Consider the following 23,731-nt stretch of genomic DNA (forward strand, 5'->3'; position numbering starts at 1 on the left):
TCAGGACACCAATCCGGTGAGTACGGCGAACGGGACCACCAGGTACCCGGCGCAGAGCAGCACGGCGAAGATCAGAGCTGCGGTACGCGCCCTGCGCTCGCCGCGCGGCGTCTGCTGGCCGAGGCTGCGGAACGCGCTGAACGCGCCGTGGCGCAGGTGGAAGCCCACCGCGAGGATGGCCAGCGTGTAGAAGAGCGTGACGTACCAGCGCTCGGGCGCGAAGTCGGCGACGACGTTGCCGTACGGCTTGCTCTCGTCGCCCACCGGGTTCAGCGTGCCGGTGGTCAGGTCCAGGAGGTGGTAGATCACGAAGAGCAGGATGATCACGCCGCCCCAGCGCATCGTGCGGGCCGCGTAGCTGCCGTTGACCTTCTTGCGGTGGGCGTACTTGACCGGGCGGGCAGCGCGGGCACGCCGGGCCAGCACGGTGGCGGCCACGATGTGGGCGACGACCGCCACCACCAGCACGGTGCGCAGGATCCACAGGAACCAGACGCCGGGCAGCAGTGGCTTGCCGATGTCGCGCAGCCAGTGCGCGTAGTGGTCGAACGAGGTCTCCCCCGTGAACACCTTCAGGTTCCCGAGCATGTGGGCGATCAGGAACAGCGCCAGCAGGATGCCCGTCACCGCCATGACGGCCTTGAGGCCGACGTTCGAGCGGATGGGCGACCGAGTTTTCGTGATTACCACACGACCGACGCTAGGAGCACTTCGATCAGTCGTCCAATGCATCAAACTCGCAGTGTTGATTGCCGTAGGCTATTTAGATGCAGCTCCATCAGCTCCGGTACTTCGTCGCGGTGGCCGAAGTACGACATTTCACCCAAGCCGCCGACATCGTGGGCATCACGCAGCCCTCGCTCAGTAAGCAAATTCACGCTCTGGAGGCCGACCTGGGAGCACCGCTGTTCGAGCGGGTAAGGGGCAACATCGCGCTCACCGCAGCGGGTGAGGTGCTGCTGCCGTTGGCCACCCGGATCCTCGCCGACGTGGAGACCGCGACCCGGGAGGTCCAGGAGTTGGTCGGGCTGCGCCGGGGCCGGGTCCGGCTCGGGGCCACCCCCAGCCTGGCCACCTCACTCGCCCCGCCGGTGCTGCGCCGGTTCCGCGACGCGCACCCCACCATCGATCTGCGCGTCGAGGAGGGCGGCTCCCAGGACCTCGTCCGCGACCTGCTCCGCGGCGACCTCGACCTGGCCCTGATCATCATGCCGGCGCAGGGGGCCGACCCGGGGCTGCGGGTCGACCCGATCCTGCGGGAGAGCCTGGTGGTGGCCTCGGTGGGGGAGGTGGCGACCGCGTCGGCGACCGGGGAACTGCGCATCACCGACCTGCGGGACCAGCCGATGGTGATGTTCCGGGAGGGCTACGACCTGCGCGACGCGACCATCCAGGCGTGTCGGGAGGCGGGCTTCGAACCCACCTTCGCTGTGGACGGCGGCGAGATGGACGCGGTGCTCAGCTTCGTCGAGGCGGGGCTCGGCATCGCGCTCGTGCCGGGCATCGTGCTGGCTCGCCGGCCGGGCGTGCGGATCACCCCCCTCGCCCCGCCCGGGGTGCGGCGGACCATCGCGGTGGCCCGTCGGCGTGACGTCGTACCCACCCACGCCGGTCGGGAGCTGCGGCGCATCCTGCTCGACTACATCCAGTCGGCGATCAACCTCGGCGAACTGCCCCCCGGCGTCGAGCCACTCACCTGACCCGACCGAGGCCGGGCCGGCCGCCTTCGCGACCGGCCCGGGTCGGGCTCAGCGGCCCTCGGCGTCGTCCATCGCGCGGTAGATCCGCTGCTCGGAGACGGGGTACGGGGTGCCCAACGCCTGGGCGAAGACGTTCACCCGCAGCTCCTCGATCATCCAGCGGATCTGCCGGACGGCCGTCTCCTGCCGGCGGGCCGGCGGCAGGTTGGCGAGCAGGTCGGCGTACTCCTTCTGCACCACCGCGATCCGGTCCTGCTGCTGGCGGTCCCGCTGCGGGTTGCCGCCCAGCCGCTCCAGGCGACGTTCGATGGCGGTGAGGTAGCGCAGCAGGTCGGGCAGGCGCGCGTACCCGGCCTCGGTGATGAAACCGGCGTGCACCAGCCCGGCGAGCTGGTTGCGGATGTCGGCAAGCGCCGCCACCACGGCGAGGTTGCGGGTCGCGCCGAGCCGCTGCTCGACGGCGTACGCGGCGGCGAGGACCCGGCGGGCCCGGTCCATCACCTCGACGACGGTGTCGACCAGGTCGGCGCGGACCTTCTCGCGCAGGGCCGCGAAGCCGTCGGCGTCCCATGCCGGCCCGCCGGCCGCGCCGATCAGCCGGTCGATGGCCGCGCCCGCCGCGTCCTCGATCAACTCCTGTACGCCGCCGTGCGGGTTGCGGCTCAGCGCGAGCTTCGCGGCGTTGTCGAGCCGCCCCTGCAGGAACCGCGCCGGGGACGGCACGGTGAGCCGTAGCAGCCGGCGGGTACCGGCCCAGTGCGCCGCCTCCGCCTCGGCGGGGGAGTCGAACACCTTCACCCCGACCGTGGCGCCCTCGTCGACCAGCGCCGGGTACGCGGTGACCGCGTACCCCGCGCGGACCTGCTCGATCGTTCGGGGCAGCGTGCCGATGCTCCACTCGCGCAGCCCGGTGCGGGCCACCTCCGGCGCGGCGGCCGCCACCACCTGGCGTACCTCCTGGCGGAGCTGGCGTTGCAGCGCCGGCAGGTTCTTACCCTCGGCGACCGGCTTCTCGTCGTCGCCGAGGACCCGGAAGGTCACCCGCAGGTGTGCCGGGAGCTTGTCCGGCTCCCAGGCGTCGCGGGGCACCGTCACACCTGTCATCCGGCGCAGCTGCCGGGTGAGCGCGTCCAGCAGCGACTCCTCGCCGGGAGTGATCGCCGCCAGGGCGGCCCGGGCGTAGTCCGGCACCGGGACGAAGTTGCGGCGGATCGCCTTGGGCAGCGACCGGATCAGCGCGACAACCGTCTCCTCGCGCAGCCCCGGCACCTGCCAGTCGAAGCTCTCCGCCGGCACCTGGTTGAGCAGCGGCAACGGGATGTCCACTGTGACGCCGTCGTCCGGCGTGCCCGGCTCGAAGCGGTAGGTCAGCGGGAGGCTCACCCCGTGCGCCTGCCACTCGTCCGGGTAGTCGTCCTCGTCCACCCCCGGTCGACCGTCGTTGACCAGCAGGTCACGGGTGAAGGTGAGCAGGTCGGGTTGCTCGCGGCGGGTCTTCTTCCACCAGCTGTCGAAGTGCCGGCCGGAGGACACGTCGGCCGGGATCCGCTGGTCGTAGAAGCCGAAGATGGTCTCGTCGTCGACGAGGATGTCCCGGCGTCGGGCCCGGCTCTCCAACTCCTCGATCTCGGCGAGCAACCGCTTGTTGTCCGCCCAGAACTGGTGGTGGGTCTGCCAGTCGCCCTCGACGAGGGCGTGCCGGATGAACAGCTCCCGGCTCAGCGTCGGGTCGATCCGCCCGAAGTTGACAGTGCGGGAGCTGACCAGCGGGACGCCGTACAGGGTCACCTTCTCGTAGGCCATCACCGCGGCCTGCTTCTTCTCCCAGTGCGGCTCGCTGTAGCTGCGCTTGACCAGGTGCTGCGCCAGCGGTTCGACCCACTCCGGCTCGACCCGGCCGGCGATGCGACCCCACAGCCGGGAGGTCTCCACCAGTTCGGCGGCCATCACCCAGCGCGGCGGCTTCTTGAACAACGCCGACCCGGGAAAGAGCGCGAACTTCGCGCCCCGCGCCCCCAGGTACTCGTGTTTCTGGGCGTCCTTCAGGCCGATGTGCGACAACAGACCCGGCAGCAGCGACTGGTGCACCTTCGGGGTGTCGATCTCCTCCGGCAGGTCCGCGCCACCACGGCGGCCCGCACCCCGGCCGGCGTCCGCGTCGGCCGAGGTGTCGCGCGCCGGCCGCCCGCCACGCCGGTCGCCCTCCTGTGGGGTACGCAGCACCTGCCGCAGTTGGCTGACGATGTCCTGCCACTCGCGGATCCGCAGGTAGTTCAGGTACTCCGCCTTGCACATCCGGCGGAACGCGCTGGAGGACAGCTCCCGTTGCTGCTCGCGCAAGTAACGCCACAGGTTGAGGAAGGCGACGAAGTCCGACTCCTTGTCGGCGAACCGGGCGTGCGCCTGGTCCGCCTGGGCCTGCTTCTCCGCCGGCCGTTCCCGGGGGTCCTGGATGGAGAGCGCCGCGGCGATCACCAGCACCTCGGTGGCGCAGCCGTTGCGTTCGCCCTCGACCACCATCCGGGCCAGCCGTGGGTCGACAGGCAGTTGGGCCAGCCGCCGGCCCAGCGCGGTGAGCCGCTTCGCCGGGTCGGCCTCGGTCGGGTCCAACGCGCCGAGCTCGTGCAGCAGGTTGACGCCGTCGGTGATGTTGCGCTTGTCCGGCGGGTCGATGAACGGGAACGCGGCGAGGTCGCCGAGCCCGATCGCGGTCATCTGGAGGATGACCGACGCCAGGTTGGTCCGCAGGATCTCCGGGTCGGTGAACTCGGGCCGGGCGAGGAAGTCCTGCTCGTCGTAGAGGCGTATGCAGATGCCGTCCGAGGTACGACCGCAGCGGCCCTTGCGCTGGTTCGCCGACGCCTGGGAGACCGGCTCGATCGGCAGCCGCTGCACCTTGAGCCGACTGGAGTAGCGGGAGATGCGGGCGGTGCCCGGGTCCACCACGTACTTGATCCCCGGCACGGTCAGCGAGGTCTCCGCGACGTTGGTGGCGAGCACCACCCGGCGCGAGGTGTGCGCGGCGAAGACCCGGTGCTGCTCGGCGCTGGACAGCCGCGCGTACAGCGGCAGGATCTCGGTGCCGAGCAGCGAGCGCTTCGTCTGTACAAGCTTGCCCAGCGCGTCGGCGGTGTCCCGGATCTCCCGCTCGCCGCTGAGGAAGACCAGGATGTCGCCCGGGCCCTCGGCGGCCAACTCTTCGACGGCGTCGCCGATCGCCTGGACCTGGTCGCGGACGTTCTCCTCGTCGGCGTCCTCCTCGCCCTCGGCCAGCTCGACGAGGGGCCGGTAGCGCACCTCCACCGGGTAGGTGCGGCCCGACACCTCGACCACCGGCGCGGGCACGCCCTCCGGCTCGTCGGCCGTGGGTGGCCCGGCGAAGTGCCGGGCGAACCTGTCGGTCTCGATGGTCGCCGAGGTGATGATCACCTTGAGGTCGGGTCGTCGGGGCAGCAGTTCCCGCAGGTACCCGAGGATGAAGTCGATGTTGAGGCTGCGCTCGTGCGCCTCGTCGATGATCAGCGTGTCGTACTGGCGCAGCATCCTGTCGGTCTGCAACTCGGCCAGCAGGATGCCGTCGGTCATCAACTTCACCAGGCTGCGCTCGCTCACCTGGTCGGTGAAGCGCACCTTGTAGCCGACCACGTCACCCAACTCGGTGCCCAGCTCGTCGGCGATCCGGTCGGCCACCGTCCGGGCGGCCAACCGCCGGGGCTGGGTGTGCCCGATCAGGCCGTGCACCCCGCGCCCCAACTCCAGACAGATCTTGGGGATCTGGGTGGTCTTGCCGGAGCCGGTCTCGCCCGCCACGATCACCACCTGGTGATCGCGGATGGCGGCGGCGATGTCGTCCTTGCGCTCACTGACCGGCAGACCCACCGGGTACGTGATCACGGGCACCGCCGCCTGGCGGGCGGCGAGCCGCTGTTCGGCCCGGACCAGGTCGGCGGTGATCTCGGTCAGCGCCGCCTCCCGGCGCTGCGGGTCGCGCAGCTTGCGGGCACCGTCCAGCCGCCGCTGGAGCCGGCGCTGGTCGCGGAACATCAGGGGTGTGAGGCGGCGGTGCAGCTCGCGAACGGGATCGGTCGCGACGGAGGCGTCTGGATTCTGCATGTCGTGCCCAAGGATAGGCAGCCCGGCCGCCCACCGCCCCTGGGTTACCCGGCGGCCGGCTCTGCGAAGGGCCACCTCCGGTCTCTTGACGGCAAAAAGCGGGACCTAGAGTTGGCGGCCGACGTCGAGCGCTGGGGGAGCCGGGATGGAGATGCGCGACACCGACCGCGCGTTGGTGCAGGCCGCCACGGCGGTCTCCAAGCTGCGCTGCCGCAGCCCGCACCACACTGTCGCGTCGGCGGCCCGGACCGCGGACGGGCGGGTCTTCACGGGCGTGAACGTCCAGCACGCCACCGGAGGGGCCTGCGCCGAGCTGGTCGTGATCGGCACGGCCGCCACGCAGGGCATCACGGCGCTGGAGACGATCGTCACGGTCGCCGACCGGGGCCGCGAGGTCGTCGCGCCCTGTGACAGCTGCCGGCAGGTGCTGCGGGACTACTTTCCGGAGCTGCGAGTGATCGTCGGCCCGATGGACGACCTGCGGGTGGTTCCACTCGGGGAGTTGCCGGCGGAGGCCGGGACCGCCTCGGCCGACTGACCGGGCGCGTCAGTCGCCGGCGGCCGCCTCCAGCATCGACTGCGGCACCGCTACGCCCTCGAACCGCAGATTGCCCTCCGGCAGCAGCCACGTCGTGACCCGCGCGACCAGGCGACCGGCCCGTACGGCGGGGTCGTTGGCGAAGAGCGCGCGTGCCTCGTCCGGGGCGATGGACAACACCACGAAGCCCCGCAGGTGCCCGTCGTCGGGGTGCAGGAACGGCCCGGCCGCGAGCACCAGCCCCTGCTGCACGAGACCCGCCTGGTGGGCCAGGTGCGCGTTCTGCAACCTGTCGATCGCGTCCTGCGGCAACTCCGGCGGATCCGACGGTCGGGTCAGCAGGACGACCGTGTGCTGGTCGAATCGCATGTCCACACCCTATGGCGCGAATGTCCCTCTTCTGGGTGTCATCGGCCATCTGCCCGTCGTGTGGTCGTTCGCGAATCTCATTCTCATACCGAGGTTCACAGCGATCGGGGGTGCGGCATGGTCACCAGACGTCGACTGCTCGCGGCCGGTGCCACCGGCAGCGCGGCGGCGCTGATCCCGGCGGGCTGGGCGGTACCGGGCCGGGCGCTCGCCGCGGCAGCGCCGGTGGACGCCCGTGACATCCCGAAGTACGTCACCCCGCTGCGGATCCCCCCGGCCATGCCGACAGTGGCGACCGATCCCGAGCGCGACACGTACGCGATCGCGGTGCGACAGTTCCGCCAGCAGATCCTGCCGCCACCGTGGCCGCGCACCACCGTGTGGGGTTACGGCTCCACCGCCCACCCCGGCAGCTTCGGCTGTCCGGCGCCCACCATCGTGGCGCGGGTGGGTCGACCGGTCCGGGTGACCTGGATCAATCAGCTCGTCGACGATCGGGGCGACTACCTCCCGCACCTGCTGCCGGTGGACCCGACCCTGCACTGGGCCAACCCGGCCGGTGGCATCGAGCACCGGGACCACCATGGGCAGTGGGACGGCAGTCCGCAGGGGTATCGCGGGCCGGTGCCCCAGGTGGTGCATCTGCACGGTGCACACAGCTCCCAGGAGAGCGATGGGCACTCCGAAGCGTGGTACCTGCCGGCGGCCCGGGACCTGCCGCCCGACTTCGCCGTGTCCGGCAGCGCGTACCGCGAGTTCCGGTCCCGGTTCGCAGAGCGGTCCGGCCTGCGCTGGGCGCCGGGTTCGGCCACCTTCGAGTACGCCAACGACCAGCGGCCGTGCACCCTCTGGTACCACGACCACACGCTCGGGCTCACCCGTGAGAACGTGTACGCCGGACCCGCCGGGTTCTACCTGCTCGGCGGTGGGGACGAGCTGCCGGAGGCAGTGCTGCCCGGGCCGGCACCGAGCCGCGATGATCGGCCGAACACCTCGTACCACGACATTCCGCTGATGATCCAGGATCGCAGCTTCACCGCCGACGGGGAGCTGCGCTACCCGGAGCGGTACTCCACCGGCGGCGACGGGCCGCCGACCTGGGTACCCGGGTTCTCCGGCTCCACCATCGTGGTCAACGGCCGCACCTGGCCCACGCTGACAGTGCGGCGCCGGCGCTACAGGTTCCGGCTGCTCAACGGCTGCAACAGTCGGTTCCTGCTGCTCAGCGTGGCCGCGAACGCCACCGCCCGGCCGGCCCGGCCGGTGCTGCCGGTCTGGCAGATCGGCAGCGACGGCGGCTTCCTGCCGGAGCCGGTGCCGCACGAACGGGTGGCACTCGGCCCCGCCCAGCGGGTCGACGCGATAGTCGACTTCACCGACGTTCCGGTCGGTACCGAGCTGTACCTCGTCAACGAAGGGCCGGACGGGATGTACGGCGGCGGTCGGCCCGGGGTGGACTTCGACCCCGCCGACCCGCACACCACCGGGCAGGTTCTGCGCTTCGTGGTCACCGACGCGGCCGGCGTCGACCCGAGCGTCCCACCGGAGCAGCTGCGGCTGCCGTCACACCGTCGGCTCGGACCGGCCCAGCGGGTACGCCGGCTGTCGCTCAACGAGCGGAGGTCCGGCGGGTCGATGATCATGCTGCTCGGCGTCCTCGACGAGCGTGGTCGGGGTCTGCCGTTGCGCTGGAGCGACCCGGTGACCGAGCAGCCCACCCTCGGCGACACCGAGGTCTGGGAGGTGCGCAACTTCACCCGCCACGTACATCCGGTCCACCTGCACCAGGTCCAGTTCGAGCTGCTCGGCCGGGGGCACTCGGGCAGAACGCAGCCCGACCCGGGGGAGCGGGGGTGGATGGACACGGTGCTCGCGTACCCGTGGGAGGTGACCCGGATCAAGGCGCACTTCGACCTGCCGGGTCGGTACGCCTGGCACTGCCACCTGCTGGAGCACGAGGACAACGAGATGATGCGACCGCTGAACGTGCTGCCGCGCGGTGGGGCGTCGGCCGCGGACGGTGGCGCTTCGGGCGGGCCGGTGGAGCCCGGTACGGCATCGACAGACGCCGGTTAGGCCTCTTTCCGCAGCTCGGCTAAGGTTAGGCGAACCTAAGCGTGAACGTGCAGGAGACTCGTGACCACCCTCGCCACCCGGCCGACCCCGGCCCGCAGCCGGTCCGGCACCCACACCGGCCGCCGGGTGGCCGTCACCGTCGGGGCCGCGCTGGTGCTGCTGCTCACCGTGCTGGCCAGCTTCGCGCTCGGCAGCCGACAACTCGGCGTCGACCAGGTGTGGCACGCGCTCGTCGCCCCCGACGGCGGCGACGCCAGCACCATCGTCCGTGAGCTGCGGATGCCGCGGACCGCGCTCGGCCTCGCCGTCGGGCTCGCGCTCGCGGTGGCGGGGGTGCTGTTCCAGGCGCTCACCCGCAACCCCCTCGCCGAGCCGCGCATCCTGGGCATCAGCGCGGGCGCGTCGTTCGGAGTGGTGCTTGCGATCTCCGTCTTCGGCGTCGGCACGCTCGCCGGGTACGTCTGGTTCGGCATCGCCGGCGCCCTGATCGCCGGGCTGCTGGTCTTCGCCATCGCCACCCGCGCCCGCGAGGGCGCCAGCCCGGTCACCCTCGCGCTTGTCGGCGCGGCGCTCGACGCCAGCCTGGCCTCCGGGGTGTACGCGCTGCTCAGCATCGACGCCCGCACCTTCGAGGAGTACCGCTTCTGGGTGGTCGGCGGGCTGGCCGGCCGGGACCTGTCGGTCGCCGCGCAGGTGCTGCCCTTCGTCCTCGCCGGGCTGGTGCTGGCCGCCCTGGTGGCCCGGGGTCTGGACGCGCTGGCCCTCGGGGACGACGTGGCCCGTGGTCTCGGCCACCGGATCGGCCTGGTCCGCCTCGGTGGTGGCCTCGCCGCCGTGCTGCTGACCGGTGCCGCCGTGGCCGCCGCCGGCCCGGTCGCGTTCGTCGGGCTGGCAGTGCCGCACCTGGCGCGCGCCCTGGTCGGGGCGGACCACCGCTGGACCCTCGCCGTCTCCGCGCTGCTCGGTCCGGCGCTGCTGCTCGCCGCCGACATCGTCGGTCGGCTCGTCGCCCCGCCCGGCGAGATCCCCGCCGGGATCGTCACCGCGCTGATCGGCGCGCCGCTGCTGGCCGTGCTGGTCCGCCGCGCCCGGGTGGTGACCGCGTGACCACCGCGCACCGCCCCCCAGGTTCCTCCGGCGCGACCGGCGCGACCGGCGCGGCCGGCGCGGCCGGCGCGACCGGCGCGACCGGCGCGACCGGCTCGACCAGTGCGGCTGGCGCGACTGGTGCTTCCGGCCTGGCTGGGCTGGGCGAGCCGGCCGGGCAGGCCCGGCTTGCGGGGCGCTCGCTGCTGCGGATCGGCCCGGTCAGCCTGCTGATCCGCCGACGCGCGGTGCTGGTGGCCGCCGCGCTGACCGTGCTGCTCCTGCTGGCCGTTGTGCTCAGCCTCTCGCTGGGCACCCCGTACGTCGCCCCGGCCGACGTGCTGCGCGCCCTCTCCGGTGCCGGCACCCCGTACGACCTCGTGGTTTTTGATCTTCGGTTGCCGCGGGTCGTGCTGGCGGCCGTGGCCGGTGCCGCCTTCGGCGTGGCCGGCACGCTGATCCAGAGCGTGGCCCGCAACCCGCTCGCCAGCCCGGACGTCATCGGCATCACCCAGGGCGCCGGCCTCGCCGCGACAGTGGCCCTGACCAGCGGAATGGCCGCCGTGCTGGTGGCGCCCACCGCGCTGGTGGGCGGGCTGCTCGCGGCGGTGCTGCTGTTCGCCCTCGGTGCCCGGCACGGTCTGGCCGCACAGCGCTTCGTGCTCGCCGGGGTGGCCGTCGCGTTCGGCTTCCGGGCGCTCACCGAGGTGGTCATGCTCACCGCCGACCCGATCGACGGGCTGCGCGCGCAGATCTGGCTGATCGGCACCCTGGCCGGCAAGGGCTGGACCGAGGCCGCGTGGATCGCCGGCACGCTGCTGGTGCTGCTGCCGGTGCTGGCGTGGGCCGGCTGGGCGCTGAACAGCACCGCCCTGGACGACGACACCGCCCGGGGCGTCGGGCTGCGCCCGGTGGCCCGCCGGATCGGCCTCGCCGGCACCGGCGTACTCGTCGCCGCGATGGTCACCGCCCAGGTCGGCGCCGTCGACTTCGTGGCGCTGGTCGCCCCGCAGGTGGCCCGTCGACTGGTCCGCGCCGAACGACCACCGCTGGTCTGCGCGGCGCTGCTCGGCGCACTCCTGCTGGTGCTGGCCGACCTGGCCGGCCGGCGACTGTTCGCACCCACCCAGCTCCCCGCCGGTGTGCTGACCGCCGCGATCGGCGGCCCGTACCTGATCTTCCTGCTGCTGCGCGGCCGGCGGCGGTCGTCGTGACGCCACAAGGAGTCGTGTGATGCTCTCCACCCGCGACCTGGTCGCCGGCTACGACGAGCGGACCGTGCTCGACGGGCTCGATCTCGACCTGCCCACCGACGCGTTCACCGTGATCGTCGGACCCAACGCGTGCGGCAAGTCCACCCTGCTGCGCACGATGGCCCGCCTGCTCACCCCCCGCCGAGGCACGGTGCTGCTGGACGGCACCGCCATCCGCGATTTGCCGACCCGGGAGGTCGCCCGCCGCCTCGGCGTCCTGCCGCAGAGCCCGCTGGTGCCCGAGGGCGTCACGGTGGCAGACCTGGTCGGGCGTGGCCGGCAGCCCTACCAGCGGTGGTGGCGGCAGTGGTCGTCCGAGGACGGCGCGGCGGTGGACCAGGCGATGGCCCTCGCCGACGTCACCGACCTGGCCGACCGGCCGGTGGACAGCCTCTCCGGCGGTCAGCGGCAACGGGTGTGGATCGCCATGACACTCGCCCAGGACACCGACGCCCTGCTGCTGGACGAGCCGACCACCTTCCTCGACCTGGCTCACCAGGTGGAGGTGCTGGACCTCCTGCACCGGCTGCGCTCCGAGCGGGGCCGCACCGTGGTCGCCGTGCTGCACGACCTGAACCAGGCCGCCCGCTACGCCGACCACCTGGTCGCCATGCGCGCCGGTGCCGTGGTCGCCGCCGGACCACCCCGGGAGATCCTCACCGCCGACCTGGTCCGCGACGTCTTCGGGCTGGCCTGCGTGGTCGTGCCCTGCCCGGTGACCGGCGCACCGCTGGTGGTGCCCGCGTACACCGGCGGCAACGCCGCCCCACTCGCTGCCGCTGCCGGCCCGGTCGCTTCGCCGGGTGGCCCGGTCGACGCGTCCGCTGGCGCGGGAGACCCCTCGTCGTCGACGGTGTCCGTGCCGGACGCCCGACCCTCCACCGGCGACGCGGCCAACCCGCTCGCCGGTTCGCACCCCTCGAAAGGACTCTGATGCGTCGTCTCGTCGCAGTACTCGCCGCGGCCGCCGCCCTCGGCGTCGGACTCACCGCCTGCGGTGAGAGCGACCCGGTCGCCGGCTCCACCACCGGGGAAACCCGGGAGATCACCCACGCCATGGGCACCACCAAGGTCCCGGCCGAGCCCAAGCGCGTCGTCGTTCTCGACACCGACAAGATCGACACGGCGCTCTCGCTGGGCATCACGCCCGTCGGCGCCGCCACCGCCGGTGAGGCGAAGAGCTGGCCCACGTACTTCGGCGCGGACAAGCTCGCCGGCATCAAGGAGGTCGGGGTGCTCACCGAGCCCGACCTGGAGGCGATCAACGCGCTGAAGCCGGACCTCATCCTCGGCAGCAAGTTCCGCCAGGAGAAGTTCTACGACGAGCTGGCCGCCATCGCGCCGACCGTGTTCACCGACAAGGTGGGCATCACCTGGAAGGAGAACCTCCTCCTCGACGGTAAGGCGCTCGGCCGCGAGCAGCAGGCCAAGGATCTGCTCGCCACGTACGAGAAGCGGGCCAAGGACTTCGGCGCGACGCTCGGCGACGCCGCCGCGCGCAAGGTCTCCATCGTGCGGTTCCTGCCCGGCAACATCCGGGTGTACGGCCCGGACTCGTTCTCCGGCATCGTCATCGGCGACACCGGCCTGGGCCGCCCCGAGCGGCAGTTGCTCGCCAACAAGGAGGACAAGCGCTTCGACCTCGTCAGCCCCGAGCGGATCAACGAGGTCGACGGTGACGTCATCTTCGTGACCGCGTACGGCGACAAGGCCGCCGCCGAGCAGACCAAGGTCGCCGGCGGGACGCTGTGGAAGGGCCTCGGCGCGGTCAAGGCCGGCAAGGCGTACCCGGTCTCCGACGAGGTCTGGATGACCGGCATCGGCGTCGGCGCCGCCAACAAGATCCTCGACGACCTGACCAAGTACCTCCCCGCAGCCTGACCCCGCGCCTCCCGCGCACCGGGCGCGCCTCCCGCGCACCGGGGCACCAACGTCCCAAGATCCGCGCAACTTCGGGGAAACTGCTGCTTCAACAGTTCGTGAGGCAGCAGCATCCCTGAAGTTGCGCGGATCTTGGCGCATGTGGGCCTGGCGCCGAGACAGCGTCAGCGGGAGCGGGACCGGAGGGCGTGACGAAGTTCGGCGAGGAAGCCGTCGAAGTCCTCGCGGAACCGCTTCGCGGTCACGTGCAGGACGATCCAGTCCTCACCGAGCAGTCGGTTGAGGCGGCGTCGGTCTCGGTGGAACTGCTCGGGGTCGTCATGCCACAACCCGTCGTACTCGACGGCGACCTTGAGATGCGGCCACGCCAGATCGAGACGGGCAATGAACCTCCCATCACGCTCGACCACGAACTGCGTCACGGGCGTCGGCACCCCGGCGAGCACTATCCGCACGCGGAGCCGGGACTCTGGGACCGACTCCGCACCCGCATCGGCCAGCTCAGCCACACGTGCCATTCGTTTCCAACCTCGGTTGCCGATCGAGGCTCGGGTGGCTGCGCGCAGTCGAGAAAGCGCCACCAGCCGTTGGCTGGCGAGGCGATCTACGACGGCGACGGCGTCCTCCGTTGGCAGCCACTGGGCCAGGTCCCAACAGGTGCGCGTCGGCGTGGTCAGCGGGATGCCCTGACGTACCGCAACGTCGGTCGTGGCGATCGCGCCGGTGTGCACAACGAGCCCCGAAACCGGACCGAACCGCTGGCCAGCGGGCACGAGCACGTCGATGGGCTCGTGATCGGCGACCGCCGCCGCGCCGTAGAGCGCCGCCGCACTGCGGCCAGCGATTGCTGCCCCTGTTGGCAGAACCCACCGCGCTGCGGCGGCACATCGAGTGCGGTGAGTGACCGCCAGCCTGGCATCGACGTAGACATCCCGAAATAGCGGACGCCATGCCGTGCTGCGCAGCTCCGCCCGGGTCAGCAGACCCTGGGCAACGACACGGGAACCACGAAAGACGCGTCCCTGCAGACTCGTCGGCCGTCGTGGGGAAACAGGCATGACAGCCACGATGACCGGCGTTCGCCTTCGCCCGCAGCCCCTGTGGATAACCCTGTGACAGGGCCGGAACGCCAAGATCCGCGCAACTCCGGTGTTCTTGCTGCCTCCTCGCCATGCGAGACAGCAGCATCCCTGAAGTTGCGCGGATCTTGGGCGGTTGGAGCGCGGGCGGGTGGGTTGGGTAGGCGGATGAGGTGTGGGGGTGGGGAGGGAGAGGGCGGGGAGGGAGGGCGGAGGCGCGGAGAGGGCGGAGGCGCGGACAGGGCGGAGGCGCGGAGAGGATGGAGGGTGGAGGGGCGTCGAGGGGGTGGGGGGGGTGGTGGGTTAGGCGGCGGTGGACCAGATGGCGCGGAAGGCGGCGGCTTCGCCGGAGAGCCATCGTTCGATTTGGTCGGGCTTGGCGTCGGTGGGCATGCGGTGGGCCAGGCCGCGGCGGACGTCGACCAGGACCGGCTCGGCGTGCGGGAGCACCGCGTCCATGTGTCGGGCCATCAGGTGCAGTGTGGCGAGCACCGATTCCTCGCTCGGTGGAGCCTCGTCGAAGTGCAGGCGGACCGCTTCGGCGCGGCCGTCGGCGTGGCGTACCCCGAAGTGGGGGTTGATCTTGACGGGCAGGTCGCCCAGCATGGCCAGGGCGTCGCGGGTCTGGGCGAGGTCGACGGCGGCCGGCTCGCCGAGGGAGTGCAGCCAGGTCGTGGCGCCGGGGACGAGCGACTGGTAGAGCGGGCGCCATCGCGGCTTGACGATGTCGACCACCCCGGCCAGGTGGGTGCCGCCGGTGTGGAAGGCGATGTCGGCCTTGAGCGCCTTGACGAACTGGCCGTGCGGGTTGAAGCCGGACCGGCTGGCGCGCTGCTTGCGCAGCCCGCCGACGAAGGTCGCCTTGGTGGGGCCGGTGCGGTCGACGTAGCGGGTGAAACCGAGCAGTGTGGCGTAGGGGGTGAGGGGCGTGGAGGCGGGCGCGGTCACGGGCGTCCTCCCAGGTCAGGATCTTGATTAGTACATACATTCTAATCGACAGGTCTGACATTGCCCAGCGAAGTCGGGGGCTGGACCACGTCCCGGCGGCCGGACGATTCGCTCGGTCGGGCGGGTGTCATTGCCACTGCCGCCGGCTCGCTTGTCGAGGAAGCTGGCTGATCGGGGAGACAGCCGCCTGGGGGCTCGGCCGCTCCCCGGCTCGCGTTCGCGATGCTGGCAAATTGTCGAACTTGTGGCGTTATTGTGCCTTGTGGTCATTGATGCGGCGTCCAGGGTCACCACCCCTGACCGGAGTGCGGCGGTGCGGGCCGTCCGGTCCGTCGACGCCGCAACCGACCGTGACCGCTACCTGGACCTGCTGCGGACGATCGCACTTGTCCGCGTCGTGCTCTTCCACGTCACCGGTTGGATCTGGCTGAGCCTGCTGGTGCCGGCGATGGGTCTGATGTTCGGCATCGCCGGTTCGTTGATGGCGGCGTCACTGGACCGGCAGGGTCCGTCGGCAGTGCTCCGGCGGCTGCGCCGGCTGCTGCTGCCGTTCTGGGCGTTCGGCGCGATCGCCCTGGCGGTGCTGTCCGTCGGGTGGCGTCCGCTGCCGAACGGCGTGGCCGGCTGGGGTGAACTGCTCTGGTGGGTCCTGCCCCTTCGGGTGCCGCCGGTGGGTGGGCAGTCCTGGGGGTGGGCGTTCCACATCGGGCTCTGGTACGTCGTCACCTATCTGTGGTTGGTGCTGTTCTCGCCGGTCCTGCTGTGGCTGTTCCGCCGCTGGCCATGGCCCAGCCTCGGCGTCGCCACCGCGCTGCCCATCGGGATGCACCTCGCCGGTGTGCGCGCCGGCTACTTCGTCGCCGCCTACCTGTCCTGCTGGCTGCTGGGCTTCGCCCACCACGACCGGCTGCTGCGCCGCGTCCCGTGGCGCTGGTACGGCTGTCTCGTCGCCGGGCTCGCCGGGGCGGGCGGGACGTGGGTGGTGGCCGCCATGGTGACCGGCCGGGCCGTCGACCTCAACCACATCGCGGGTGGCACCACGCTGTGGTCGATGGCCCTCGTCGCCGTGCTGCTGAGAGTGCAGCCCCGGCTCGTCGGCCGGGTGCCGCTGGGCCGCACGCTCCAGGTGGTCAACGCGCGGGCGGTCACCATCTACCTGTGGCACATCCCGGCCAGCCTCGGGGTGTTCCTGCTGCTCGCGCCGGTGCTCCCGTACAACTCGGTGGCCTCGATCGCGCTGCGGCTGGCGGGGGTGTGCCTCCTGACCGCCGGGGCGGTGCTGCTGTTCGGCTGGATCGAGGACGTGGCCGCCCGGCGTGCTCCGACGCTGTTGGGCCTGCGGCCGGGCGCTGCCGGTCGGCACCGCGCCGACCGGCAGGTCAGAGCTGGCCGACGTCGGTGATCCGCACGACCGCGGCGCCGACCTCGTCCGAGGCCGCCAGGTCGATCTCGGCGCTGATTCCCCAGTCGTGGTCGCCGTCCGGGTCGTCGAAGATCTGCCGTACGGTCCACCGTTCCCGGCCCTGCTCGATCATGAGAAGCGCCGGGCCGCGGGCGTCCGGCCCGACCCCGATCGAGTCGTACGCCTCGAAGTACGGCCCGAGGGCGTCGGCCCACGCGTCGTAGTCCCAGCCGTCCTCGGCGTCCAGCTCGGCGAGCAGGTCCCAGCGGCGTAGCGCGGCCAGCTCGACGCGGCGGAACAGGGCGTTGCGCACAAGCACCCGGAACGCCCGCGCGTTGCGGGTCACCGCCGGTGGCCGATCCGTCAGAGCGGCGTGCGCCTGGGCCACCTCGGCCACGTCGGACGGGTTGCGCAGTCGCTCCCACTCGTCGATGAGGCTGGAGTCGACCTGGCGGACCAGCTCGCCCAACCACTCGATGAGGTCGATCAGCTCCTCGGTCTTGGCGTCCTCGGGCACGGTCTGCCGCAGCGTCTTGTACGCGTCGGCCAGGTAGCGCAGGACGAGGCCCTCCGAGCGGGTCAGCCCGTAGAACTGCACGTACTCGGTGAAGGTCATGGCCCGCTCGTACATGTCGCGGACGACGGCCTTGGGGGAGAGCTGGTGGTCGGCGACCCAGGGGTGCCCCTGCCGGTACATCTCGTACGCGGCCTCCAGCAGCTCGGCCAGGGGCTTCGGGTGGGTCACCTCGTCGAGCAGTTCGATGCGTGCCTCGTACTCGATGCCCTCGGCCTTCATGGCGGCGACCGCCTCGCCGCGCGCCTTGAACTGCTGCGCGGAGAGGATCTGCCGGGGGTCGTCGAGGATCGACTCGATGACCGAGAGGACGTCCAGGGCGTACGACGGGGACTCGGCGTCGAGCAGCTCGATGGTGGCCAGGGCCAGCGGGGAGAGCGGCTGGTTGAGGGCGAAGTCGAGTTGGAGGTCGACGGTGAGCCGGATCCGCCGGCCGGTCTCGTCCGGCTCGGGCAGCTCCTCGACGACCCCGCCGGCCCGCAGCGCCCGGTAGATGGCGATCGCCCGGCGGATGTGCCGGCGCTGCGCGGCGGGCTCCTCGTGGTTGTCGGTGAGCAGGTGCCGCATCGCTGTGAACGCGTCCCCGGGCCGGCCGATGACGTTGAGCAGCATCGAGTGGCTTACCTGGAAGCTGGAGGTCAGCGGCTCCGGCTCGGCGTCGACGAGTCGGTCGAAGGTGGGCTGGCCCCAGCCGATCGAGCCCTCCGGTGGCTTCTTGCGGACCACCTTGCGTCGCTTCTTCGGGTCGTCGCCGGCCTTCGCGAGGGCCTTCTCGTTGTCGATGACGTGTTCGGGGGCCTGCACGACGACCCGGCCGATGGTGTCGTAGCCGGCCCGGCCGGCCCGCCCGGCGATCTGGTGGAACTCCCGGTTCTTCAACAGCCGGGTACGAACCCCGTCGTACTTGGACAGGCCGGTGAACAGCACGGTGCGGATCGGCACGTTGATGCCGACGCCGAGGGTGTCGGTGCCGCAGATGACCTTGAGCAGGCCGGCCTGGGCGAGGGTCTCCACCAGGCGGCGGTACTTGGGAAGCATGCCGGCGTGGTGCACGCCGATGCCGTGCCGGACCAGCCGGGAGAGCGTCTTGCCGAAGCCGGCGGTGAACCGGAAACCACCGATCGCCTCGGCGATCATGTCCTTCTCAGCGCGGGTGCACACGTTGACGCTGGTCAGCGCCTGGGCGCGTTCCAGCGCGGCGGCCTGGGTGAAGTGCACCACGTACACCGGGGCCTGCTTGGTCTCCAGCAGCTCCTCGAGCGTCTCGTGCAGCGGAGTCATCGCGTACGAGAAGATGAGCGGGACCGGCCGCTCCGCCGTGCGCACGACGGCGGTCGGCCGCCCGGTGCGCCGGGTCAGGTCGTCGACGAAGCGGGTGGTGTCCCCCAGGGTGGCGGACATCAGGATGAACTGGGCCTGCGGCAGCTCGATGATCGGCACCTGCCACGCCCAGCCCCGGTCGGGTTCGGCGTAGAAGTGGAACTCGTCCATGATGACCTGGCCGACGTCGGCCTTCGTGCCCTCGCGCAGCGCCAGGTTGGCCAGGATCTCCGCGGTGCAGCAGATGATCGGGGCGTCGGCGTTGACGCTGGCGTCGCCGGTGAGCATGCCGACGTTCTCGGCGCCGAAGACCTCGCAGAGCGCGAAGAACTTCTCCGACACCAGCGCCTTGATCGGCGCGGTGTAGAAGGTCGTCCGGCTGTCGGCGAGGGCCGCGAAGTGCGCGGCGATCGCGACCAGGCTTTTACCCGAGCCGGTCGGCGTGTTCATGATCAGGTTGGCGCCGGAGACGATCTCGATGACCGCCTCTTCCTGATGCGGGTAGAGGTCGAGGCCGCGCTCCTTCGCCCAGCCGGCGAACGCGTCGAAGAGGGTGTCGGGGTCGGCGCTTGTCGGCAGCGCGGCGGTGAGCGTCATAGCCTGTCCATGGTGCCTGGATCATGCCCCGGTACGCCAACCCGGCCCGCACCGGACCCCCGTCCGGGCATCCCGAACGCCCCGCCGCGTGCCGGTTCGGGCGTTTCGCCGGTCACCGTCGGCGGTACAACAGGTCCGCGACCGGGCGACCGGCCGTGATCGCCCGCCGTTCGAACTTCGTCACCGGCCGGTGCGCCGGACGCGGCGCGAAGCCGCCGTACGCGTCCACCAGCTCCGGGTCCGACTCCAGGGTCACCCGCATCGCCTCGGCGTACTCGGCCCAGTCGGTCGCGCAGTGCAGCATGCCGCCGGGCCGCAGCCGGGACCGCAGCAGCGCCACGTGCGTCGGCTGGATGATCCGCCGCTTGTGGTGGCGGGACTTCGGCCACGGGTCCGGGAAGAAGACGTGCACGGCATCCAGCACACCCTCGGGCAGGCCGCTGACCAGGGACAACGCGTCGCCCTCCGCCACCCGGACGTTGCGCAGGCCGCCGCGCTCCACCAGGTCGAGCAGGTTGGCGATTCCCGGCGTGTGCACCTCGACCGCCAGATAATCTCGATCCGGGTCGGCGGCAGCCATCGCGGCGGTGCTGTCGCCCATGCCCGAGCCGATCTCCAGCACGACGGGCGCCCGGCGACCGAACAGGTCGGCCAGGTCGACGGGCACGACAGGTCCGTCCGGCACGTCCAGGCCGTACGCGGGCCAGAGCCGGCTCAGCGCGTCGGTCTGCCGGTCGCTCATCCGACCCCGGCGGGGGTGGAACGTGCGGATCGGCCGGCTCGCGGGCGGGACGGCGGGGTCATGGTCGGTGGCGGTCACAGCGACCCGAGCCTACGCGACGCCGCCGACGGATCGGATGTGATGTGCGACCGGAAATGAGAGGATCCAACTGGTACGGCAGGTCGGTTGCTCCACTGCCCGACACGGCCGCACGGCGTCGGAGAGGGGGCATCGTGAGAGTGACCCGCGGCGTCGTGGCCCTGTCCCTGGTGACAGTGTTCGCCGGCCCCCTGCTGGCCGCCACGCCCGCCCTCGCCGCGCCCGAGGGTGCCGCCGTTGCCCTTGCCGCACCGGCGCCGCAGCCGGGAGGGCCGCCCGGTGGCGCGCCCCAACCGGCGCCGTCGGTGGACATCTTCGTCGAGGTGAGCCCCAGCACGGTGCAGCCCGGCTACCTGGTCGGCATCCGGGCCAGTTGTCGGGACAACTCAGTCGGCGCAACCGTGGTCTCCGACGCCTTCGGAGAGGTCGGCGTGCAGCCGCAGCGCGGCGTGCTCACCGCCGCGCCGATGGTGCGCGAGCGCACCCGCCCCGGCAACTACCGGGTCAAGCTGGAGTGCCGCGACGGCGAGACCGCCTCGACAATGCTCCAGGTGGTCAAGAAGGTCCCCAACCAGCCGAGTCGGGGTCCGGCGACCGGCTTCGGCGGAGGCAGCGGCGGGATGACGGGCAAGCTGCTGGTGCCCGGCGGCGCGGCACTGACCATCACCGGCCTGATCCTCGCCGTGATGGCGCTGCGCCGTCCCCGAGCCGCCGCGCGTCGCTGAGCCCGCCATGGAGATCTTCCGCCCCACGCCACCGCCGCCCGGTTCCCGCCAGCCGTTCGCCGGCCGTCCCGCGTCGCCGCCAGATGATGCGCGACTGGACGACGACTGGCCGGGCTCCGACCGCCCGCCGGATCCCCAGCGCCGGCCGGATCCCGAGCGCCCGTCGGTCGCGGCGCGCCCGCCGACCGCCGTCGCCCCTCGGCGTAGTCGTCGTCCGTCCGGCCGCAGCCCCTGGTCCGTACCGTTGGCCGTGGTGTTGGTGTTGGCCGGGGTCTTCGCCACCGGGGCGGGGCTGGGCCGCTCGGTCGGCCCGTTCGACCTGGCCCCGACCGGCGGTGACCGACCGGCCCGCAGTGAGTCGGTCGGGTTGTCGGCCAGCCGTCCGGTGCGCCTCTCGGTGCCGGCGATCAAGGTGGCCGCGCCGGTGGCGCCCGTCGGGCAGGCCCGGGACGGCTCGATCGCCGTACCGCCGCTGGAACGGCACAACGAGACCGGCTGGTACGACCGCGGGCCCACACCCGGTGAGCCCGGCCCGGCGGTGATCGTCGGGCACGTGGACACCAAGACCGGTCCGTCGGTCTTCTACGACCTGGGCAAGCTGCACCCCGGCGACCTGATCGAGGTGGCCCGGGCGGACAAGTCGGTGGTGGTGTTCCGGGTCGACACCGTCGAACACTTCCCGAAGGACCAGTTGCCCGCCGAGCGGATCTACGGCCATGACGGGCCACCCGGGCTGCGACTGATCACCTGCGGTGGCCAGTTCATCGGAGGCCGCACCGGCTACGCCGACAACGTCATCGCCTTCGCCACCCTCCAGTCCTCCCGCAAGCCCTGAAACCGACCTCGCCCGGCGGCAGCTCTCGCCCGGCGGCAGCTCTCGCCCGCCCGGCGTCAGCTCAGGAAGGACAGGAGCTGGCGGGTGGTCTCGTCGGGGGCCTCCTCCGGGATGAAGTGCCCGACCGGGACCGGCTCGCCGCGTACGTCGTCGGCCCACTCCCGCCAGATCGCGAGCGGCTCGTCGTAGAGCTTCGCGACCTGGCCCTCCTGGCTCCAGAGGAACAGCACCGGGCAGGCGATCTTCCGTTTCCCCCGGTCCGCCTCGTCCTGCTGGTAGTCGAGCGTCGCGGCGGCGCGGAACTCCTCACAGATCGCGTGCACCGTGTCGGGGTCGCTGAACTGCTTGACGTACGCCGCCCGCACCTCCGCGGGGAAGGCGTCCTTGACCTTGGGCCAGGTGTCGAGCATGAAGTCGACGAGCACCGCGGGCGCCGCCTTGATGAACTGCTCGGGCACCGGAGCCGGCGCCGCCAGGAAGGACCAGACCCAGTAGGAGAGGCTGAATGTCTTGTCGGCGCGGTTGTAGACGTCCCCGATGGGCACCACGTCCATGACGGCCAGTCGGGTGACGGCGTCCGGTTCGTCAAGCGCGAGACGGTACGCGCAGCGGGCCCCACGATCGTGGCCGACGAGTCGGAACTGCTCGTGACCCAGACTCCGCATCACCGCGATTTGGTCGCGGGCGATGGCGCGCATGCTGTACGGCTCGTGATCCGCTGTGCTCGGCGGTTTGCCACTGTCGCCCCAGCCCCGCAGGTCGGTGGCGACGACTGTGTAGTTCTCGGCGAGCCGTGGCGCGACCTGGTGCCACATGAGGTGCGTCTCGGGGATGCCGTGCAGCAGCAGGACGGGCGGCCCGCTTCCGCCTCGGCGTCCGTGGATCGTCGCGCCGGGCGTCTCGATGTCGAACTCTTCGAAGCCGTCGAACATGGCCAGAATCCCCCCGCACCTTGGGCTGCGCCCGAGCGAACGGCCTGGAATGGCAGGTAGGGCGACTGGTGACCGGCTACCGCTCGGCCCGTCTCGACGCTATCAACGGAGACATCCGGCCCGGGTGCGATTCGGCTGTGGTGCGGCATCCTCGGCACATCACGCCCCCTGCCCCTGGCGCGCCCCGCCGCGCCGCGTCCGGCCCCGGATCAAGGTCGTGCTCGATCCAGGATGTAGTGGCCTCGCGCCGCCCGGAGGGGACTACATCATGGATCGAGCACGATCAAGGCGCGGGCTGCCGCTCCACACCCGCCTCGACGCGGCGGGGAGGTGGCTAGGGCTGAGGGACGTGTAGCGCCACCTCGAACTCCAGCAGGCTGGCTCCGCTGGAGACCGGCGGGCGGGGCTTGTCGCCGGGGGCTGCGGCGTGGGCGGCGCGCGACGGGCCGGCGGCCCACGCCTGGAAGGCGTCTTCGCTCTCCCACTTGGTGTAGACGAAGTAGCGGGTCTCGCCGGCCACCGGGCGGAGCAGTTCGAAGCCGAGGAAGCCGGGGGAGTTCTCCACCGTGCCGGCCCGTGCGGCGAACCGCTTCTCCAGCTCCGCGCCGCCACCGGGCGGGACCTCAATTGCGTTGATCTTCACGACTGCCATCTGCCCACCCTAGCCACTCAGAACGTCTCGACCGCCGGGACCAGGTCCGCGTCGACCACGATCGGCGCGTGGTCGGAGGGGCCCTTGCCCTTGCGGGCCTCGCGGTCCACGTACGCGGAGCGGACCGCTCGGGCGAACGGCGCGGACGCGTACACCAGGTCGATTCTCATGCCCTTGTTCTGGTGGAACATGCCGGCCCGGTAGTCCCAGTAGGTGAAGGGGTGCGGGCCCTTCATCGGGGTGGGCACGACGTCGCTGAGCCCCAGGTCGCGCAGCGCCGCGAGGGCCGCCCGCTCGGCCGGGGTGACGTGGGTGGAGTGGGTGAAGACCGCCGGGTCCCAGACGTCGGCGTCGGTCGGGGCGACGTTGAAGTCGCCGCAGACCGCCAGGGGCAACCCGCCGGCCAGCTCGGTGTCCAGCGCGTCGCGCAGCGCCGCGAACCAGGCCAACTTGTACGCGTAGTGCGGGTCGTCGGGCGTCCGGCCGTTGGGCACGTACACCGACCAGACCCGCACCCCGTCGCAGGTGGCGGAGATGGCCCGGGCCTCGGGTTCGGGGAAGCCGGGCTCGTCGGCGAACCCGACCCGGACGTCGCCCAGCCCGACCCGGGACAGGATGGCGACCCCGTTCCACCGGCCGTCGCTGTGGCTGGCCACGGTGTAGCCCAGCTCGCCCACCTCGGTCACCGGGAAGGCGCCGTCCGGGCACTTGGTCTCCTGCAGGCAGACGACGTCCGGCCCGGTGTCGGCCAGCCACTCGAGCAGCCGGGGTAGGCGGGCCTTCACCGAGTTGACGTTCCAGGTCGCCAGGCGCATGCCCCCAGCCTGCCGC

The 23,731-nt window shown here is 71.9% G+C and carries 20 protein-coding genes; 10 read left to right on the forward strand and 10 right to left on the reverse strand.

All coding sequences use genetic code 11. The features are described 5' to 3' along the window. The gene (locus ACQP0U_RS10260) at positions 1-633 is read right to left on the reverse strand and encodes a succinate dehydrogenase cytochrome b subunit (RefSeq protein WP_433320743.1); all 633 of its coding nucleotides are present in this window, start codon (positions 631-633) and stop codon (positions 1-3) included. A 134-nt stretch (positions 634-767) separates the two neighbouring features. On the opposite strand from ACQP0U_RS10260, the gene ACQP0U_RS10265 reads away from it, so the two are divergent. Further along, on the forward strand, positions 768-1,700 hold the full coding sequence (locus ACQP0U_RS10265) for a LysR family transcriptional regulator (protein ID WP_433317860.1): 933 nt from the start codon (positions 768-770) through the stop codon (positions 1,698-1,700). A 48-nt stretch (positions 1,701-1,748) separates the two neighbouring features. On the opposite strand, the gene hrpA is transcribed toward ACQP0U_RS10265, so the two are convergent. Beyond that, the gene (hrpA, locus tag ACQP0U_RS10270; RefSeq protein WP_433317862.1) at positions 1,749-5,813 is read right to left on the reverse strand and encodes an ATP-dependent RNA helicase HrpA; all 4,065 of its coding nucleotides are present in this window, start codon (positions 5,811-5,813) and stop codon (positions 1,749-1,751) included. 145 nt (positions 5,814-5,958) lie between these two features. Here hrpA and ACQP0U_RS10275 point away from each other — a divergent pair, with 145 nt between their 5' ends. Further along, the gene (locus tag ACQP0U_RS10275) at positions 5,959-6,351 is read left to right on the forward strand and encodes a cytidine deaminase family protein (protein WP_433317864.1); all 393 of its coding nucleotides are present in this window, start codon (positions 5,959-5,961) and stop codon (positions 6,349-6,351) included. 9 nt (positions 6,352-6,360) lie between these two features. Here ACQP0U_RS10275 and ACQP0U_RS10280 read toward each other — a convergent pair whose 3' ends face one another. Then, a complete protein-coding gene (locus ACQP0U_RS10280; RefSeq protein WP_433317866.1) occupies positions 6,361-6,720 on the reverse strand; it encodes a YciI family protein in 360 nt (119 codons plus the stop codon). A 117-nt stretch (positions 6,721-6,837) separates the two neighbouring features. Here ACQP0U_RS10280 and ACQP0U_RS10285 point away from each other — a divergent pair, with 117 nt between their 5' ends. From ACQP0U_RS10285 to ACQP0U_RS10305, 5 genes are read left to right on the forward strand one after another with little or no spacing between them, the layout of a single operon-like run. Continuing rightward, positions 6,838-8,796: a multicopper oxidase family protein gene (locus tag ACQP0U_RS10285; RefSeq protein WP_433317868.1), complete on the forward strand. Its 1,959-nt coding sequence runs from the start codon at positions 6,838-6,840 to the stop codon at positions 8,794-8,796. Positions 8,797-8,856: 60 nt separating this feature from the next. After that, positions 8,857-9,903 (forward strand): FecCD family ABC transporter permease, encoded by a 1,047-nt coding sequence (locus ACQP0U_RS10290; protein ID WP_433317870.1) that lies wholly within the window; start codon positions 8,857-8,859, stop codon positions 9,901-9,903. Continuing rightward, complete coding sequence (locus ACQP0U_RS10295; protein WP_433317872.1) at positions 9,900-11,096, forward strand: FecCD family ABC transporter permease; 1,197 nt, start codon at positions 9,900-9,902, stop codon at positions 11,094-11,096. Before ACQP0U_RS10290 ends, ACQP0U_RS10295 begins: the two co-directional genes overlap by 4 nt. 19 nt (positions 11,097-11,115) lie before the next feature. Beyond that, positions 11,116-12,069, forward strand: a complete 954-nt coding sequence (locus tag ACQP0U_RS10300) for an ABC transporter ATP-binding protein (protein ID WP_433317874.1) — start codon at positions 11,116-11,118, stop codon at positions 12,067-12,069. Beyond that, positions 12,069-13,016: an ABC transporter substrate-binding protein gene (locus ACQP0U_RS10305; RefSeq protein WP_433317876.1), complete on the forward strand. Its 948-nt coding sequence runs from the start codon at positions 12,069-12,071 to the stop codon at positions 13,014-13,016. Before ACQP0U_RS10300 ends, ACQP0U_RS10305 begins: the two co-directional genes overlap by 1 nt. Before the next feature lie 164 nt (positions 13,017-13,180). On the opposite strand, the gene ACQP0U_RS10310 is transcribed toward ACQP0U_RS10305, so the two are convergent. Both ACQP0U_RS10310 and ACQP0U_RS10315 read right to left on the reverse strand, forming a co-directional pair. Next, positions 13,181-14,083, reverse strand: a complete 903-nt coding sequence (locus tag ACQP0U_RS10310; RefSeq protein ID WP_433317878.1) for a hypothetical protein — start codon at positions 14,081-14,083, stop codon at positions 13,181-13,183. Between the two features lie 315 nt (positions 14,084-14,398). After that, positions 14,399-15,043, reverse strand: a complete 645-nt coding sequence (locus tag ACQP0U_RS10315; protein WP_433317880.1) for a hypothetical protein — start codon at positions 15,041-15,043, stop codon at positions 14,399-14,401. 313 nt (positions 15,044-15,356) lie between these two features. On the opposite strand from ACQP0U_RS10315, the gene ACQP0U_RS10320 reads away from it, so the two are divergent. Next, positions 15,357-16,445 (forward strand): acyltransferase family protein, encoded by a 1,089-nt coding sequence (locus tag ACQP0U_RS10320; RefSeq protein ID WP_433317882.1) that lies wholly within the window; start codon positions 15,357-15,359, stop codon positions 16,443-16,445. Here the strand turns inward: ACQP0U_RS10320 and ACQP0U_RS10325 are convergent. Beyond that, positions 16,423-18,936 (reverse strand): DEAD/DEAH box helicase, encoded by a 2,514-nt coding sequence (locus tag ACQP0U_RS10325; protein WP_196922129.1) that lies wholly within the window; start codon positions 18,934-18,936, stop codon positions 16,423-16,425. The genes ACQP0U_RS10320 and ACQP0U_RS10325 overlap by 23 nt on opposite strands. Before the next feature lie 112 nt (positions 18,937-19,048). Then, positions 19,049-19,756 (reverse strand): tRNA (guanosine(46)-N7)-methyltransferase TrmB, encoded by a 708-nt coding sequence (trmB, locus tag ACQP0U_RS10330; RefSeq protein ID WP_433317884.1) that lies wholly within the window; start codon positions 19,754-19,756, stop codon positions 19,049-19,051. Positions 19,757-19,887: 131 nt separating this feature from the next. On the opposite strand from trmB, the gene ACQP0U_RS10335 reads away from it, so the two are divergent. Continuing rightward, the gene (locus ACQP0U_RS10335) at positions 19,888-20,481 is read left to right on the forward strand and encodes a hypothetical protein (protein ID WP_433320746.1); all 594 of its coding nucleotides are present in this window, start codon (positions 19,888-19,890) and stop codon (positions 20,479-20,481) included. Positions 20,482-20,575: 94 nt separating this feature from the next. Next, positions 20,576-21,316, forward strand: coding sequence for a class F sortase (locus ACQP0U_RS10340; RefSeq protein ID WP_433320749.1), 741 nt, complete (start codon positions 20,576-20,578; stop codon positions 21,314-21,316). A 56-nt stretch (positions 21,317-21,372) separates the two neighbouring features. Here ACQP0U_RS10340 and ACQP0U_RS10345 read toward each other — a convergent pair whose 3' ends face one another. The 3 genes from ACQP0U_RS10345 to ACQP0U_RS10355 form a co-directional block, all read right to left on the reverse strand. Then, positions 21,373-22,248: an alpha/beta fold hydrolase gene (locus ACQP0U_RS10345; protein ID WP_433317886.1), complete on the reverse strand. Its 876-nt coding sequence runs from the start codon at positions 22,246-22,248 to the stop codon at positions 21,373-21,375. Between the two features lie 334 nt (positions 22,249-22,582). Then, complete coding sequence (locus ACQP0U_RS10350) at positions 22,583-22,900, reverse strand: antibiotic biosynthesis monooxygenase family protein (protein WP_433317888.1); 318 nt, start codon at positions 22,898-22,900, stop codon at positions 22,583-22,585. Positions 22,901-22,917: 17 nt separating this feature from the next. Beyond that, a complete protein-coding gene (locus tag ACQP0U_RS10355) occupies positions 22,918-23,715 on the reverse strand; it encodes an exodeoxyribonuclease III (RefSeq protein WP_433317890.1) in 798 nt (265 codons plus the stop codon). Between the last annotated feature and the right edge of the window lie 16 nt (positions 23,716-23,731).

The sequence above is a fragment of the Micromonospora sp. CA-269861 genome (assembly GCF_050948505.1).
GTDB lineage: Bacteria > Actinomycetota > Actinomycetes > Mycobacteriales > Micromonosporaceae > Micromonospora.